General features: G+C 55.5%; 15 protein-coding genes. 10 read left to right on the top strand and 5 right to left on the bottom strand.

The genetic code is table 11. From position 1 onward, the window contains the following. Window positions 1-72: 72 nt before the first annotated feature. From DNI29_RS04280 to DNI29_RS04270, 3 genes are read right to left on the bottom strand one after another with little or no spacing between them, the layout of a single operon-like run. On the bottom strand, window positions 73-288 hold the full coding sequence (locus DNI29_RS04280) for a hypothetical protein (protein WP_110976808.1): 216 nt from the start codon (window positions 286-288) through the stop codon (window positions 73-75). Continuing rightward, window positions 288-1007 carry a BRO family protein gene (locus DNI29_RS04275; protein WP_110976807.1) on the bottom strand — a complete coding sequence of 240 codons (720 nt, stop codon included), beginning with the start codon at window positions 1005-1007 and terminating at the stop codon, window positions 288-290. The genes DNI29_RS04280 and DNI29_RS04275 overlap by 1 nt, the downstream gene beginning before the upstream one ends. 4 nt (window positions 1008-1011) lie before the next feature. Then, window positions 1012-1284 (bottom strand): hypothetical protein, encoded by a 273-nt coding sequence (locus DNI29_RS04270; RefSeq protein ID WP_123823064.1) that lies wholly within the window; start codon window positions 1282-1284, stop codon window positions 1012-1014. 149 nt (window positions 1285-1433) lie between these two features. Here DNI29_RS04270 and DNI29_RS04265 point away from each other — a divergent pair, with 149 nt between their 5' ends. The 9 genes from DNI29_RS04265 (at window position 1434) to DNI29_RS04225 (ending at window position 12432) form a co-directional block, all read left to right on the top strand. Then, on the top strand, window positions 1434-2042 hold the full coding sequence (locus tag DNI29_RS04265; RefSeq protein WP_110976805.1) for a helix-turn-helix domain-containing protein: 609 nt from the start codon (window positions 1434-1436) through the stop codon (window positions 2040-2042). 73 nt (window positions 2043-2115) lie between these two features. Further along, complete coding sequence (gene guaB / locus DNI29_RS04260; RefSeq protein WP_110976804.1) at window positions 2116-3588, top strand: IMP dehydrogenase; 1473 nt, start codon at window positions 2116-2118, stop codon at window positions 3586-3588. 200 nt (window positions 3589-3788) lie between these two features. After that, window positions 3789-5888 (top strand): PP2C family protein-serine/threonine phosphatase, encoded by a 2100-nt coding sequence (locus tag DNI29_RS04255; RefSeq protein ID WP_110976803.1) that lies wholly within the window; start codon window positions 3789-3791, stop codon window positions 5886-5888. Window positions 5889-5902: 14 nt separating this feature from the next. Further along, a complete protein-coding gene (locus DNI29_RS04250) occupies window positions 5903-6232 on the top strand; it encodes an STAS domain-containing protein (RefSeq protein WP_110976802.1) in 330 nt (109 codons plus the stop codon). Between the two features lie 25 nt (window positions 6233-6257). Further along, window positions 6258-6671, top strand: a complete 414-nt coding sequence (locus DNI29_RS04245) for an ATP-binding protein (RefSeq protein WP_110976801.1) — start codon at window positions 6258-6260, stop codon at window positions 6669-6671. Between the two features lie 194 nt (window positions 6672-6865). Continuing rightward, window positions 6866-9160 (top strand): peptidylprolyl isomerase, encoded by a 2295-nt coding sequence (locus tag DNI29_RS04240; protein WP_110976800.1) that lies wholly within the window; start codon window positions 6866-6868, stop codon window positions 9158-9160. A gap of 285 nt (window positions 9161-9445) precedes the next feature. Next, complete coding sequence (locus DNI29_RS04235; protein ID WP_238387995.1) at window positions 9446-10834, top strand: peptidylprolyl isomerase; 1389 nt, start codon at window positions 9446-9448, stop codon at window positions 10832-10834. 109 nt (window positions 10835-10943) lie between these two features. Then, window positions 10944-11906, top strand: a complete 963-nt coding sequence (locus DNI29_RS04230) for an AAA family ATPase (protein ID WP_110976799.1) — start codon at window positions 10944-10946, stop codon at window positions 11904-11906. Window positions 11907-11991: 85 nt separating this feature from the next. Continuing rightward, the gene (locus DNI29_RS04225) at window positions 11992-12432 is read left to right on the top strand and encodes a hypothetical protein (protein WP_110976798.1); all 441 of its coding nucleotides are present in this window, start codon (window positions 11992-11994) and stop codon (window positions 12430-12432) included. A 178-nt stretch (window positions 12433-12610) separates the two neighbouring features. Here DNI29_RS04225 and DNI29_RS04220 read toward each other — a convergent pair whose 3' ends face one another. Further along, entirely contained in the window at window positions 12611-13495 is an 885-nt protein-coding gene (locus DNI29_RS04220; protein ID WP_110976797.1) for an SDR family NAD(P)-dependent oxidoreductase, read from the bottom strand. Between the two features lie 191 nt (window positions 13496-13686). Here DNI29_RS04220 and DNI29_RS04215 point away from each other — a divergent pair, with 191 nt between their 5' ends. Beyond that, window positions 13687-14274 (top strand): GNAT family N-acetyltransferase, encoded by a 588-nt coding sequence (locus DNI29_RS04215; protein WP_162303500.1) that lies wholly within the window; start codon window positions 13687-13689, stop codon window positions 14272-14274. Here the strand turns inward: DNI29_RS04215 and DNI29_RS04210 are convergent. Then, complete coding sequence (locus DNI29_RS04210) at window positions 14271-15383, bottom strand: lipid A deacylase (RefSeq protein ID WP_110976795.1); 1113 nt, start codon at window positions 15381-15383, stop codon at window positions 14271-14273. The genes DNI29_RS04215 and DNI29_RS04210 overlap by 4 nt on opposite strands. Window positions 15384-15610: the final 227 nt, after the last annotated feature.

Here is a 15610-nt window from a genome sequence, read left to right as displayed (position 1 = left end):
TACCGAAACTTCGGTAATACGCAATACATCGTTATCAATATTTCGTTTAGACTGAGCAAAAAAATATTGCTCTTAGGAAGTAAGGCTTGCCGCGAGGTCGTCTTTGATGCGGTTGGCAATCGAAAGAATATTGCCCTTGTGTATCTGTATCGTTACCTCTCGCCCTGTTCCCTCATCGAAAAAAGAAATACAAGCAAGGTCTCCCTCAAACTTCACCAGCGGGGCCTCCCCTTCATTCGGATACAGCACGTCCAACTGGTTCTCAGATTCTTGAATCAGCAACGTCATTATTTCAGCATCATTTCAAGTTGATTCTTATGCACATACACCCGGTCAAACATCAATTCAAAATGCTCCTTGCCAGAACTGGCAACCATTAAAGTATTTATTGACATGATGTGCGCTTGCAGAGCTTCGCGTGCTGGCTCCCCTAAGAACTGGTGCAGGAAAGCCACCTCATCATCCCCAGCGAAGGCGGCACGGGCTGCTTTCAACTCGCGGGTCATGTTCTTATCCATGCAGTTATAGACGTACTTATTGATGAAGTGCCCTACGAACTGCGGAGTGCCTTTCTTTGGGTTGTACTTCTGCCCGTAGAGCTTGAGCACGTTTTTCATAAACTCCGAGGGGAAGGTTTTCTCCCATTGGCGGGGCGCTGGCAACAGCTGGCTACGAAGCGAGTAGGTTCCTGTCTTGCGCAGAGAGGGTAGCACCTCATCGAATATCCACGCCTCAAACACCTCTGCCTGTGGCATCTCTGACTTGGCAGCCAAGCGGTAGAGGTTTCCTTCATTAATCAAAAGGGTGCTTTGTTTACCCCCTGCGGAAGGTAGTACCATCTTGGTACACCCTTGCGGCCGGCAGTGCAGGCCCAATACGGCAGTCGTTGATTTCTTGTATTCAAGGATGCGGCATACATCCGCCGCTACAAACCACGGGTTGCCGTTTTCATCCGTCAACGAACGAATGTCTTTGCCTTCGAAACAAAAGAGCTGTACTTTTTTCATGGCTTTATGCGGTTGCTTTAGAGGGTTTTCGGAGTGGGCCAGCCAGCAGGGTTAGCGCCTTTAGTATCTCGTCATCATAGCGACGAATCGGAGTCCGTAGCACGTTCTGCACTCTTTCGGGGTCGAGGTCGGGCCGAATAGCGCAAAGAATTGCCACCGTAGGCTTGGGTAGCTGGGGCCGGATGCGGGCTAGTTTCTTCTCGAAATCAGCCTTTTGCGCCTGCGTTTTCTGTGGCAGGGTTGGGATACCCGCTCGTCGTCCTGGCTGTGCTTTCATCGTTGCCTGCATATGTTTTATCGGTTTACTATTGCTTAATGCCGATTCTTCGGTATAATTGCACCGAATTACCGGACTAACGGTAGTAAACATACACCGATAATCCGGTAATAGCAAAACTTCGGACAACAATTTAACGACATTTCGATATGGACCACATTGGCAGTCGCATTAAGGCGCTGCGAGAGGAGTTGGGCCTCACACAGGCTGATTTGTTCCGATCAACAGGAATAAAGCAAACAACCCTCTCCAGCATCGAAAGCGGCACAGAACCCAAGGCGGGTATTGTCAGCTCACTACTGGCAGCTTACCCCCAAGTAAATCCCGAATGGCTGCTCTTAGGAAGCGGCCCCATGCTCCGCAACGGGCGCAGCCTCGTGCCAGTAGAAGCCTCAGCCCCAAAGGAGATGAAGCAAGAGCAGGCACCTTACCTGAGTCACACTACACTGACGCCAGAGCAAATCGGACAACTACTTATTAAAGTTGCTGCACTGGAAGCCCGCGCCGAAGCAGCCGAACGAGAAGCCGCCCGGTACTGGTCCGTTGTAGAACGGCACGCCGGAAAAAAGACTGAGGGTAACCGACCTCCAGCAGCAACGGAGCCAGAAGCAGTGTACACGATGGAACGCACCCCGATTGGGTGGCAGCCTGCAGCTCGCAAAGAAGAGCCTGCGGAATGCAAAGTATTCCAATTAGTGCCTGTGGAGGAGTCCGTATCGGTTACCCCCTCCTATGCTCGTAACGAAAAGTTAGCATAGGACGCTGCCAACGCATAATTTTTATTGTCGTAATTTTACCCGGCAATAAGCGGAACCTAACCTACTTGTTGCCATGGCCGACCACGCTGCCAAAATTGCCTTCGAGGCGCTTACCTACGACGACGTCCTGCTACTGCCCGGTTATTCGGAAGTACTGCCCCGCGACGCCGACCCCAGCTCCCAGCTCACCCGCAACATCCGGCTCAAGCTTCCCTTCGTTTCGGCGGCTATGGATACCGTAACCGAAGCCGAAATGGCTATTGCCATGGCCCAGGAAGGCGGCATCGGCATGATTCATAAGAACATGAGCATCAAGGCCCAGGCCGAGTTGGTGCGCCGGGTGAAACGCTCGGAAAGCGGTATGATTCTGGACCCCTTCACCTTGGAGGAAACTGCTACCCTCGCCGACGCTAAAAAGCTGATGCGTAACAACAACATCGGGGGCATTCCGATTGTGGACGAGCAGCGCCGCCTGAAAGGCATCCTGACCAACCGCGACCTGCGCTTCGAGAAAGACATGACGCGCTCCGTAGCCGATGTCATGACCCGCGACAACCTGGTAACAGCCAACGCCGGCACCGACCAAGCCCTGGCTGAAGACATTCTGCAGGACTCGAAAGTAGAAAAGCTGCCGGTAGTAGATACCGAAGGACGTTTGGTAGGCCTTATCACTTATAAGGACATCCGGAAGCGCCGCCGCACCCCCAACGCCTGCAAAGACGAGTTCGGCCGCCTGCGCGTGGGCGCCGCCGTAGGCGTTACCGCCGACCTGATGGACCGTATTGCCGCCCTAGTAGAAGCCGGTGTGGACGTAGTGAGCGTAGATACCGCCCACGGCCACAGCAAGGGCGTATTGGATGCGGTGCGCAGCATTAAGCAGCAGTTTCCTAAGCTGGAAGTTATTGCCGGCAACGTGGCCACCGCCGAAGGTGCCCGCGCCCTCGTTGACGCCGGCGCCGACGCGGTGAAAGTAGGGGTAGGCCCTGGCTCCATCTGTACCACCCGCATTATTGCGGGCATTGGTGTTCCTCAGCTTTCGGCTGTGCTGGAAGCAGCCCGCGGCCTCGAAGGAACCGGTGTTCCGCTCATTGCCGATGGTGGCATCAAATACTCCGGTGATGTAGTGAAAGCCTTGGCCGCCGGGGCCGGCACCGTAATGGTTGGCTCCTTGCTGGCTGGCACCGAGGAAGCGCCTGGTGAGGTGACCTTGTTCGAGGGCCGCAAGTACAAGAGCTACCGGGGCATGGGCTCGGTGGAAGCTATGGAAGAAGGCTCCAAAGACCGTTACTTCCAGGATGCCGAGGATGACGTAAAGAAACTGGTGCCCGAGGGCATTGTGGGCCGGGTACCCTACAAAGGCCTAGCCGCCGAAGTGCTCTACCAGCTGTCTGGTGGTTTGCGCGCAGGCATGGGGTATTGTGGTGCTGCTACCATTGAGGCACTGCAAAACGCTCGTTTCGTGCGCATCACCGGAGCGGGCCTGCGCGAGTCGCACCCCCACGATGTGCAGATAACCCGCGAAGCTCCCAACTACAGCAGCCGCTAACAACCGTAGGTAGCTGCCTACCCCTTGTGCTTCTTGAAAAGCCGATGGTTTTCCAAGCCATCGGCTTTTTTTGCGTTTTCACGTACTAGCCCTCATCTCCCTAAATGCACCGGGTAGGCAGAGCTTTTCAGGAGTAGCGCTTATCTTGCCCATTCCTTTGCCTCCTTCCAGCCTCCCGAATTCCTAGTACCCGCACTTACATGTCTTCTGCCCAGAAGCTGAACGCCTTTCTGCTACCCCTTTCTATTCTGAGCTGGCTGGGGCTGTTGGCTTGCACGCTGCTATACGCGCACCCAACCTTGCTGGAGCCTACCGTTGCGGTGCCGAACTGGCTGCTGCTGCTCATGCAGGCTGTGTTCACCGCTACCGTTTTTATTCAGGAGCGTAGCCGGTCCGACCGCCTGCGAGGCCTTAACTTCATTGGATTGCTGCGGCAGCTCGTGCTCGGGCCCGGGTTGTTAGCTACGGCCTGCGTGGGTCTGCACCTGCTGCAGCAACTTATTCAGAACAAGCTACCCTCCACTGGCTCGCTCACTTACACGGTTATCTACACCGTGAACGTGGCGCTATTCGTTGTTCTGCTGGCGCGCACCAACTACGCCTGGCGCTCTTTGGTTTTGTTTCGCTCCACTAACCGTCTGCGGAGCCTCTGGACCTGGTTTGAAGTATTGCTGGGCATTACACTGCTCCTGCGCTTGTTCACCTGGACGCTGCCTTATGAATTGGGCACTGCGTTACTAGGCGTGCTGGCCGCTTTCGGGGCTTACATCAGCAGCCACCAGAAATGGGTGGCCTACCTCAACCGGCATCAGAAACTGGAGGCCGTGCTTTTGCAGCTGGCCGTGATTATCGGCATGGGGGTATTTGTGTTCTATTTCCTGCAGGCTAAGCACGACCCAGAACTGGTAGCCCCGGCCACCCAGAATGCCTTCCTGCTACTGAATGCCTTCTTCGCTGGTTTCTATGCTCTGATGGGGCTGCTGGTTACTTTTTTCAACCTGCCTACTGCCGGAGTCTTTGAGCAGAAGCGCGAAGAAATTCTTAAGCTACAGCGCCTAACCCAGTTGATCCAGCGAGGCCAAAGCTCTCGGGAAATCTACCAGATGTTCTTTGAGTCGTCGGTGCAAACGGTGGATGCCGATGCCGCCTGGCTAGAGCTGGACCCCGGCACCGAGGAAGAATACGAAGGGCAGTACTACCACATCCTGCCCGAGCAGGCACAGGCAATTCAGCACTTGCTGGCCGACTACAACCTCGGACACATTGAGTACCTCAACAACGACTTACTCAACAGCAGCGGCTTCCGAAACCTGAATCTAGCGTATGGTTCTCTGATTGTGATGCCTTTGCGCTCCAGCAAACGCCAGTACGGCGCTTTGTATATGCTCAAGGAGCCTACCCAGAGCTTCGACCGTGAGAACCTGAGCATTCTGCAAACCTTTGCCAGCCAAACCGTTCTCAGCATCGAGAATCTACAGCTGATGCAGGCTTCGTTGGACACCCAGCGCGTGCAGGATGAGCTGAAGATTGCCTCGGCGGTGCAGGACAGCCTCATCCCGAAAAACCTCCCGATTGATAACTGGTTTGAAATCAGCTCCCACGCTCTGGCCGCTACCGAGGTAGGGGGCGACTTCTACGACTTCCTGCACCTGCCAGGAAGGCGGCTGGCTGTACTCATCGGCGACGTATCGGGCAAGGGCGTGACGGCTGCTTTCCACGTGGCCCAGATGAAAGGTATTTTTCATGCGCTCATGCAGGAAAACCCGCTGGCCCGTAATGAGCGGGAGAAATTTCCGGTGCCCAGCAAGTTTATGGCCCAGGCCAACACGGCCCTGGCCCGCTGCCTTGAAAAAGCGGCCTTCATCACAGCCTCCCTATATATCATTGACTACGAACACGGGGGCTTTGTATTCGCTCGTGCTGGGCACTGCCACACGCTGTACTACCACTCCATTAAGGAGGAAGTGTCATACTTCCGCACAGCGGGGCTGGGGCTGGGTATCATCCGGAACGAGGGCTACGAAAAGCACATCAAGAATCAGTTCTACGATTACAACCCCGGCGACGTAATGGTGATTTACACCGACGGCATTGTGGAAGCACGTGGAGCTGATCAGGAGGAGTACGGCGAGGACCGCCTCCGGCAGATGCTGGAGCGCACGTACTACCTCGATGCCGACGAAATAAAGGAGCAGATTCTGACCGACTTAAACGAGTTTAGCAAGGGCCAACCCATGCACGACGACCAGACCTTGCTAGTCATTAAATTTAAAGCTTCTCAACCCGAACCCAGCGTTTAACGTAGCACGGAGGTATGAAAATAACTCAACAGTCAACCGAAAATAGCCTCACGCTAAGCCTGGACGGCGAACTGGACGCCAGCTCGTCAGTAGTACTTGATACAGAGCTGAGCAAGCCGGAAATTCTTCGCAACCAGAAAGTACTCATTAATTGCCGGCAGCTGAACTATATTTCTTCCGCCGGCCTGGGGGTATTCATTTCGCACCTGCAGCGCTTTCAGGATGCCGGCGTAAAGCTGGTTTTTTTCAATATGCAGGAGAAAGTCCACAACGTCTTCGAGATTTTAGGCCTCGACTCTCTGATGACCATTGTGCCATCGGAGGCCGAAGCCACTGCTATTTAGTCGCTCAGGAGAGCACCCGCGGGGAATGGAACACGCAATCCGAATCAGCTGCACACGCCGCAACCTTAAGGTGGTGCGCGACTTCGTGAGCGAATTTTTACTACGCTACCATCTCACCGATTTACTGATTAATCAGATAGTACTTGCTGTGGATGAAGTAGTTGCCAACCTTATTATCCACGGCAATGGGGAAGATGAATCACAGTTTCTGGATGTGCGCGTGGGCGTAGTCAACCAGGAGTTTGGCATTGAAATCGAAGACACGAACCTGACTTCTTACTCTCCTACCAGCTACCATGAGCCTGACCTGCAGGAGTATGTACGTATTGGTAAGAAAGGAGGGGTAGGGATGATGCTAGTGAACCGGATTATGGACCGGGTGGAGTTTACCACTGTTGGAGCCCATAATGTATGCCGGTTATATAAGAAACTTCGCTAGCAGCTCGTTAGCACCAAAAGCAGAAAAGCACTCCCGCAATGGAGTGCTTTTTTTGTAACTGTGGTTGAGCCTCTCAAGGACGAGCATCCGCACCCGGAGCCCCGAAAAAAAATCCGTAAAATTGCAACAGTAGCTATTCGTGCCCGGGCCATTGTCCGGCCGGATTACCCGCCTTGCCGATTCCTTATCTCTGTATGCACAAACGCATTCTGCTTGCCAGTACCGCTGCGGCCGCCTTCCTGGCTGGGTGCCAGGCTTCCAAATCTACTACCGCGGCCAAATCGCCTACTATTGAAACCCTAGGCAGCACGGAAGTTCCCGTATCGGAGTTTGCCTACGTATATCGCAAAAACAACAGCTCTGCCCCGGAATACGGCACCAAAGCCAGTGTACAGGAGTACCTTGACCTTTATACCAATTTCAAGCTGAAGGTGCTGGAAGCGGAGCAGCGCGGCCTCGATACTACCCAGGCTTTCCGGCGGGAGCTGGATGGCTACCGGCAGCAGCTGGCCCAGCCCTACCTCACTGAAAAGAGTGTAACCGACAAGCTGGTGCGCGAGGCTTACGAGCGCCTGAGCAAGGAGGTAAATGCTTCGCACATTCTGGTGCGTGTGCAGCCCGATGCCGCTCCTAAGGACACACTAGCGGCTTACCAGAAAGCAATGACTTTGCGCCAGCGTGTAACGGGCGGCGAAGACTTCAGCCGTGTAGCCCGTGAGGCTTCCGAGGACCCTTCGGCCCACGAAAATGGCGGTAAGCTGGGTTATTTCACGGCTATGCAAATGGTGTATCCATTTGAGTCAGTAGCTTATGCTACTCCGGCCGGCCAAGTGTCGCAACCGGTACGCACGCGCTTCGGCTACCATATTATCAAGGTGAACGATGTGCGCCCGGCACAGGGCGAAATCAAGGTGGCGCACCTCATGATTCGGGCTACCCCCGGCATGCCCGCCGCTGACTCGGTTACGGCTCGCAAGAAGGTAGATGAGCTGTACAACCGCTTGGCCCGCCGCGGCGAAAACTGGGATAAGCTGGTAGCGCAGTTTTCCGAGGATGCCGGTTCGGCCGCTAATAGCGGTGAGTTGCCGCCCTTCGGCACCGGCCGCATGATTCCGAGCTTTGAGGAGGTAGCCTTCAAGCTGCAGAAGCCCGGCGAGATTTCGCAGCCCGTCCAGACGCCTTACGGCTGGCACATCATTAAGCTGCTTGAGAAGCAGCCCGTGCCGGCTTTCGAGGCCATGGAACCCACCCTGAAAAGCAAGGTAGCCAAAGACTCCCGTTCAGAACTGAACCGCACGGCCTTCCTGAAGCGCGTACGCACCGAGAATAACTTTACGGAAAATCAGGCTGGTAAAGACTACGCCTTTTCTAAAGCTGACAGCGCTCTGGTAACCGGCCGCTTTGCTTACACGGCTCCGGCAGCTGTAATGAAAGCGTCAAAAACGCCTACTGACAACTCGACTCTCTTTACCATTGGCGGTAAGCCTTACTTGGTAAAAGACTTCTTGACCTTCGCGCAGCAAAACCAGAAGCCCCGCCCCGGCGCCGATGCCCGCTTTGCTATGCAGCAGCTTTATGACCAATACGTGGACCAGAGCCTGACCGAATACGAAAAGGCTAACCTGGAAACCAAGTACGAGGATTACCGCATGCTGGTGAAGGAGTACCGCGACGGTATTCTGTTGTTCCAGCTCATGGATGAAAAAGTGTGGAGCAAGGCCATCGAGGATACTGTGGGGCTGCAGAAGTTCTTCACTGAAAACCAAGCTAAGTATCAGTGGGAACCCCGCGTACAAGCTACAGTTATCAGTGCTGCTACCCCCGAGTTGCTGACTAAAGCCCAGCAGTACCAGAAAGTGGGGCGCTACCCCCTGAAGAACGGTTTACCCGCTCCGATGCCGTTCCGGGCCAACTCGGCTGAGTTACCTGCTTCCGTACCGGCACTTGATGATTTGGCCGCTCGCCTTTCCGCCGACCAGGGCCTGAACGTAACCGCAGTGGGCCGCGTGAAAAAAGGGGAAACTACCGCCTTGGCTCGGCGCCGCGCCGACCGAGTAGTGGCTTATCTGAAAGGAAAAGGGGTAGCAACTGACCGCTTACGCGCAACTGCCGAAACCAAACCCGCCGCTTCGCAGGTAGCTTTTGAGCTGACGACCACCAACCCGGTGGCAATGGAGGAAATGCTGAACGCCCAGAATCCGCTGGCTGTGCAAATCCAACAGCGCAACTTCCAGAAGGGAGAAAATAAAGCCGTGGATCAGTTCCTGAGCAGCGCCCCCGGCACGTACACCGCCCAGCAGGATGGCCGCTACTACGCTGTTATCATCGACAAGCAGCTGCCTGCTGGCCCCAAAACCCTAAACGAAGCCCGCGGCCAAGCCACCTCTGACTACCAGAACTACCTGGAGAAAGAATGGCTCAGCCAGTTGCGAGGCAAGTACCCGGTTAAAATCAATCAGTCGGAAGTAGATAAGCTGGTGACCAAGTAGCACCCGGCTGCCGACGCCACAACAGGTCATCCTGAGTGAAGAGAGGAATCTTCGCTCAGGATGAGCTGTTTTTGGGCCAAGCCCACTGATCCTTATCGTAGCCTGCTTGCAACCCGACTGGCAAAAACTGCCTCTCCAAAGCAGTAAGGGCACCAACTGAGCCCTACCTCCTGTTTTTGCCGGAGAAAGGATTTATGATGAAATTTACGGGCAGCTTTTGGCGTTTTGCCTGCTGTCTGGCCGGTGAAGCGTTGGTTAAGCGCCCCGGCATTACGGAACTACTCCATGATTCATTTTTTGCAAGTATCGGCCCGCAAAGCACTGCTCAGTGCGGCCCTGTTGGCGGCTTCGGCCACGGCCAGCTACGCCCAGCTCGGCATTGGCCGGCCGGTAGGGCAGCGCATCGTCGATGGTATCATTGCCAAAGTCGATAACCAGATTGTACTCCGCTCCGACCTCGATGCCATCTACGCTCAGGAAGAAGCACGCGCCGAGGGCAAACCGTTGCCTCCGGATACGAAGTGCCGCATCCTACAAAGCTTGGCCCTCAATAAGCTGCTGTTGGCTAAAGCCGAAACCGACTCGGTAGTGGTGGAGGACACCCAGGTAAAAAGCGAGCTAGACCGCCGTATGGCGTATTTCGTGCAGCAGATTGGCTCCGAAAAGAAGCTAGAGGAATACTACAACAAGCCGCTTAAGCAGCTGAAAGAAGAACTGCGGATACAAGTGAAAGAGCAATTGGTGCAGCAGAAAATGCAGGACCAGATTGCTGGCAAGGTATCCGTAACGCCACGGGAAGTGCGCCAGTTTTTCTCGCGCATGCCCAAAGACAGTTTGCCTTACTACTCTACTGAAGTAGAAGTAGGCCAAATTGTGATGCTGGCCAAAACCAACTCCAAGGCCAAACAGGAAGCTCAGGCCAAGCTGAATGACTTGCGGGCCCGCATTGTGGCCGGCGAAGATTTTGCTACCCTGGCAAAGCAGTTCTCCCAGGACCCTGGCTCAGCGGCGGAAGGCGGCTACCTCGGTTTCTTCAAGCGCCGTGAGCTGGTACCAGAGTACGAGGCCGCCGCCCTGCGCCTGGAGCCCGGCGGGTTGTCGCCCATTGTCGAGTCGCAATTTGGCTTCCACCTGATTCAGCTGATTGAGCGCAAAGGTGACTCGTTCAGCACCCGCCACATCCTGCTCAAGCCTGAAACCGGTACTGCCGATACCAACGAGGCCGCGAAGCAGCTCACTAAGTTGCGCCGCCAGATTCTGGCCGACTCACTCACCTTCGCTAAAGCCGCCAAGGATAAGTCGGATGACAAGCTAAGCGGCGGTAACGGTGGCATGCTGCAAAACCGCCGCGACGGGAGCACCTACCTGCCACTAGATCAGCTGGACCCGGCTATCTTCTTTACCATTGACACCATGAAGGTGGGTAGCATCACGCCGCCCCTCCCCTACCGCACTGACGATGGCAAAGACGCCGTACGAATTCTGTGGCTGAAGTCAAACACGCCGCCTCACCAGGCTAACCTCACCGACGACTACCAGAAAATTGCGGCGGCGGCCCTGAACGAGAAGAAAAACAAAGCCCTCGACGCCTGGTTTGCCCAGAATCGGGGCACGGTGTACCTCGAAGTTGATCCGGAGTATTCTGGCTGTCAGCTGCTGAACGCCACATTATAATAGTAAGAACCAGACCGGGAGAAGTAAGACGTTGGCTGTGCCGTAGCGCCGCAACATTGTCTTGCTTCTCCCGTCTCTGTACTGGTATTTAACCTTCCGATTGCTTTCTATGACATTTGCCTCCGATAAAGAAGCCGCCGACGCGCTGGCCCGTTCCTACCAGAAGCTGCGCCAGGAAATCGGCAAGGTGATTATCGGGCAGGAAGAGGTAGTGGAGCTGGTGCTGACGGCAGTTTTTTCCCAGGGCCACTGCCTGTTGGTAGGAGTGCCCGGCTTGGCCAAAACGCTGCTCATTCAAACCATTGCCGACTCGCTGGACCTTTCCTTTAACCGCGTTCAGTTCACCCCCGACCTGATGCCTTCGGACATTGTGGGCTCAGAAACGCTCAACCAGCAGCGCGACTTTCACTTCGTACCGGGCCCCATCTTCGCCAACATCGTACTGGCCGACGAAATCAACCGGACCCCGCCAAAAACGCAGGCCGCCTTGCTGGAAAGTATGCAGGAATACGCCGTGACGGTTGCCGGTAAGCGCTACCCCCTGCAGCGTCCTTTCTTTGTGCTGGCCACTCAGAACCCTATTGAGCAGGAAGGCACCTACCCCCTGCCCGAGGCTCAGCTCGACCGTTTCATGTTCAACATCGAGCTGGGCTACCCTAGCTACGAGGCTGAACTGCAGATTGTGAAGAATACCACCTCTGATACCAAGACAACAGTTAGCAAAGTGCTGCACGCCGCCGAAATTCAGGCATATCAGCAGCTGGTGCGCCGCGTGCCGGTGGCCGATAACGTGGTGGAGTATGCCGTAAGCCTCGTGCACAAAACTCGCCCTAATACGGGTCGGGCAGCGGCACGCGCTACGCAACTGCTGGAATGGGGCGCAGGCCCGCGGGCTTCGCAGCACCTCATTGTAGGGGCCAAGTGCCACGCCTTGCTACACGGCAAGTACTCGCCCGATATTGAGGATGTAAAGGCCGTAGCCCTCCCAATTTTGCGGCACCGTTTGGTGCGCAACTTCAAGGCCGAGGCTGAGGGCATCAGCATCGACCAGATTGTAAAAGAACTCCTTTAGCGGTGCTGAATTGCGCAGGAGCACGGTATAGCGGTGCTACCTTATTAAATTCATCATCCACACCTCAACACTCAACTTTTCAATAGTGGAAGCAGCCGGTTATTACCAGCAATTTGAGCGCAACCTCGAAATTATTCTCAGCGGCCTAGAAGCGGGGCTCAACATTCAGCCTACAGCTCTGGGCGTCTCGTTGCCTCTGGAAGTGTACGTGCTGAGTGAGGTACTCAACCAGGCCGGCGGCCAGTTCCGCCTGACCACAGATGACGTTCTGGGCCGTCTGCGCGAGTTCTATGCGCAATTCCGCCAGAACGAAGCCGGCACTGAGGCACTCATGCAGCAGATTTTGGCCGACAAGAAGTCGATGATGCGCACGCCGGAAGGCCGGGTACTCACCAAGGAAATGCTGATTCGTCGTCTGGAGTATTTCAACGAAGCTGCCCGCCAAGTAAATGTGATGCGCAACCAGCATGCCCTGGGCAGCCCACCCCAGTCCCGTTCCGGTGTAGGCGCTGCCCTTCAAAAGTAACGTTACGGATATAGACGAATGCACCGTATTTTGGCTGTGCAGCCGTATCAAAACAAAGAAGCCGTTCCTAGGTAGGAACGGCTTCTTTGTTTTGATACGATACCAACTCACGCGAAGCAGTAATACCCCTTGTGAGTTGAAATTCGTGAAATCTGATGTCTCCGTCTAAATCTGTGATTTATGACATGGAGGCCAGAGCTTCTTTGCGCACTTTGGTATTGCCGTCTTTGGAGTGTTTCAGGTTCAGCTCGCCGGAGGGTTCCTGCTTGAGATGGCTGGGCACTTCGTCGCCGTGAGGGCCTTTGGATATGGTTACGCCACCATCAACGTAGTAAGTAGCACCGGTCACGTAGCTGGCCTCGTCCGAAGCCAAGAACAGGTACACGTTGGCTACCTCCTCGGGGGTGCCCCGCCGGCCCAGCGGTACGCCTTGTACCGTCAGCTTTTCCATCTTGGCGTTCATGGGGCCGGTTTCTTTGTGGGTCCAGGCGGTGTCAATTGGGCCGGGACCTACAATGTTGGAACGCACGCCAAATTTGGCTTGCTCCACGGCTACTCCACGCTGGAAGGCGTGCACGAAGCCCTTAGTACCGCCATATGGCGTGTTTTGTGGCTCACCCATGTGCCCGGCTTCTGACCCAGCCGACACGATATTGCCCTTGCTTTTCTGCAGATGCGGAATGGCAGCCCGCGTCATCATGAAGTTCGAGTAGATGTTGTTCTTGATCATGTACTCGAACGCCTCCGTGGGGTATTTGTCGATGGTGGAGACGGTAGGGAATGCGCCGGCATTGTTGATCAGAATATCGAGCTTGCCGAACTCCTCCACAGCCGCTTTTACGCAAGCTTTGGCCGTTTCTTCGCGGGAGATGTCGCCGAGGTAGCCAATAGCTCGGCCGCCTTCAGCCAGAATTTCATCTACTACTTCCCGTACTGGGTCACTATCGAGGCCTACAACGACCACGGCTGCCCCTTCGCGGGCGAATTTCTTGCTGATGGCTTCACCAATGCCCGCGCCGCCGCCGGTTACAATGGCTACTTTATTTGTGAGTCTGCCTGACATGAGGAGAGTAGATAAAAAGGTTGAACGGATAAAAGCAGGTATCTAAGCTTTGGCAAGTACTTCGCCAGTAGCTAGATGGTGCTTTTCAACGGCTGACGGGCGCAGGGGTTTCTATGTGTGCTTCCCTCAAACCCCGATTTGGCCATTGTCACGGCATCCGCCGTACTCCTTGCAGCCGTATTCTCCAAATCATGTACGACGTCGCTCCGCCTTTGCCTACCCCCTCCGGTGCGCCCATCCTTTCGGCGCGGCTTACCCTGCGTCCCTACCTGCCTTCCGATACTACCGACTTCTTCCAACTGATTGACCAGAACCGGCTACGCCTCCAGCCTTCCTTTCCGGCGCGGGAGGCTGCGGTAAGGGCGCCTACCGATGCCGTGCAGGTGCTGGCTCAGTTTCGGCAAGATTGGGCTTCGGGCCGCCTGTACGTGCTAGGCATCTGGGACACAGCCACTAGCCGCTACCTCGGCGACATCAGCCTGAAGCCTAACTGGTCGGCGCCCGTGACCCTGGAAATTGGGTACTACCTCGCCGAAGCTGCCGAAGGCCAAGGCTATGCCCGGGAGGCGCTGGGGGCCGTGGTTGGCTTTGGCTTCGACACGCTGAACGCCTCCCACCTATTGGTTCGGTGCCGTGCCAACAACCCCCGAAGCTGCGCAGTAGCCGAAGCAGTAGGATTCCAACACCTGCCGCCACGGCCACGCCCTTGGCCGCTGCGGGCCCTAGCTTCATCGGATATTCTGTATTACTACCTCAAGCGGGAGCAGCAAACCATCTAGCGGAAACGCATCCGCTGGCCCACGTTGCCCAGCAGCCACTCCTGCCGGAAGTTCAAATAGACCCCAAAGGAGAAGTCGGTAATATTCTCCTTGAAATCATGCACCGGCTCTACACGCACGGTAATAGCGGCAGCCTCGCCCAGGGAAAAGTCGCGCATCAGGCGCACAAACAGCAGCTGGCGGTTAGGCTGCCGGTAGTCGGGGCTCGTCACGCTACGGGAGGCCGATTGGTATAGGTCGCCGCCTAAGGGCGAGAGGTAGCGCTGCCCCTGCCAGTAGCTGAGCATCACATCCAGCAAGCGGGTTTCTACGGTTCCGTTAAGGTAGAGCGCCGCGCCCCGCTTGTAGGGCAGTTCATAGGTAAACGACTTATCGTAGAAACCCACCCCGTAGGCCTGCAGGCGCAGCGCCGTGCGTTTGTTGGGTAGCTGATAGCGCGCCTCCAGGCCCGTGGCTCCATTGAACAGGGTTTGTAGCGGCCGGTTGATGGTATCAATCTGCCCGCCGCGGTGGGTTGCCGTGAATTGGAGGGGTAGGAAAAGGGTGACAGGGCTGTTGTTGCCGGTCAGGCGCACAGAGCCACTGAGGCCACCGGCAATTTCTTCTTGGTAGTTGCTGTACCGATACTGCTGCCGCTGCCAGTCCACCCATACATCCAGGCCCACGCGGCCGGAGTTGTAGCGGTACTGCAGGCCTTCTTCCAGAGGCCTTGAAATAACCCGCTCGAAGTTGAACAACGGCTCAATGTAGCCATGATACAAGTGGGGCTGAATGTTGCCCAGCACAATAGTGTGCGCCCCTTTGGCATACGTAGCCCGGAACGTGGGCCGCACCTGCCGCAGCCGTGCCGTGCCGAAATCCTTCCACAGAAACACGCCGCCTTCCAGTCGCAGGTTGGCCGTAGGGTAGTACACCAACTGCGGATTCAGCTGGGTGCCAAACAGCGTGTAACCCTCCACAATGCTGTTGAAATACTCGTTGTCTTTGAAGAAGGTGAAGGCGTTCAGTGAAATGCGCAGGTCACCGGCTTCTTCAGCCGGATATTCTTCGGCCTGCCTACCCCCTATTGTGTCTCCAGGCAGTAAGCGCCCGGAATCAGGACCACTCACATAAGAATGAGCCGCGCCAGGCCGAGAGGAAATAAATGCTCGGTTATTCAGCTGTCCAAACCCTACCCCCGTACTACCGAGCCACCCTACCAACGTCAGTATCAGAGAGGTATAAAATGAGCTATTTCCCAAAAATTTTAGCACAGGAAAAACTTACTAAACTCAACGAATTTTTTTAGCATTGTGGGCACAAAATATAGCCCAGGTGCGTTACTACTAGCCGACCC

It is taken from the genome of Hymenobacter sediminis, assembly GCF_003231285.1.
Lineage (GTDB): Bacteria > Bacteroidota > Bacteroidia > Cytophagales > Hymenobacteraceae > Hymenobacter > Hymenobacter sediminis.
Note: the sequence above shows the minus strand (reverse complement) of the source record. Positions and strands in the feature narration are given on the sequence as shown.

Bases quoted from the DNA above. Each gene is read 5' to 3' on its own strand.
- DNI29_RS04265 (WP_110976805.1), top strand. From the start codon at position 1,434: ATGGACCACATTGGCAGTCGCATTAAGGCGCTGCGAGAGGAGTTGGGC.
- DNI29_RS04220 (WP_110976797.1), bottom strand. From the start codon at position 13,495: ATGTCAGGCAGACTCACAAATAAAGTAGCCATTGTAACCGGCGGCGGC.
- DNI29_RS04250 (WP_110976802.1), top strand. From the start codon at position 5,903: ATGAAAATAACTCAACAGTCAACCGAAAATAGCCTCACGCTAAGCCTG.
- DNI29_RS04230 (WP_110976799.1), top strand. From the start codon at position 10,944: ATGACATTTGCCTCCGATAAAGAAGCCGCCGACGCGCTGGCCCGTTCC.
- DNI29_RS04270 (WP_123823064.1), bottom strand. From the start codon at position 1,284: ATGAAAGCACAGCCAGGACGACGAGCGGGTATCCCAACCCTGCCACAG.
- DNI29_RS04240 (WP_110976800.1), top strand. From the start codon at position 6,866: ATGCACAAACGCATTCTGCTTGCCAGTACCGCTGCGGCCGCCTTCCTG.
- DNI29_RS04255 (WP_110976803.1), top strand. From the start codon at position 3,789: ATGTCTTCTGCCCAGAAGCTGAACGCCTTTCTGCTACCCCTTTCTATT.
- DNI29_RS04280 (WP_110976808.1), bottom strand. From the start codon at position 288: ATGACGTTGCTGATTCAAGAATCTGAGAACCAGTTGGACGTGCTGTAT.
- DNI29_RS04275 (WP_110976807.1), bottom strand. From the start codon at position 1,007: ATGAAAAAAGTACAGCTCTTTTGTTTCGAAGGCAAAGACATTCGTTCG.
- DNI29_RS04245 (WP_110976801.1), top strand. From the start codon at position 6,258: ATGGAACACGCAATCCGAATCAGCTGCACACGCCGCAACCTTAAGGTG.
- DNI29_RS04215 (WP_162303500.1), top strand. From the start codon at position 13,687: ATGTACGACGTCGCTCCGCCTTTGCCTACCCCCTCCGGTGCGCCCATC.
- guaB (WP_110976804.1), top strand. From the start codon at position 2,116: ATGGCCGACCACGCTGCCAAAATTGCCTTCGAGGCGCTTACCTACGAC.
- DNI29_RS04235 (WP_238387995.1), top strand. From the start codon at position 9,446: ATGATTCATTTTTTGCAAGTATCGGCCCGCAAAGCACTGCTCAGTGCG.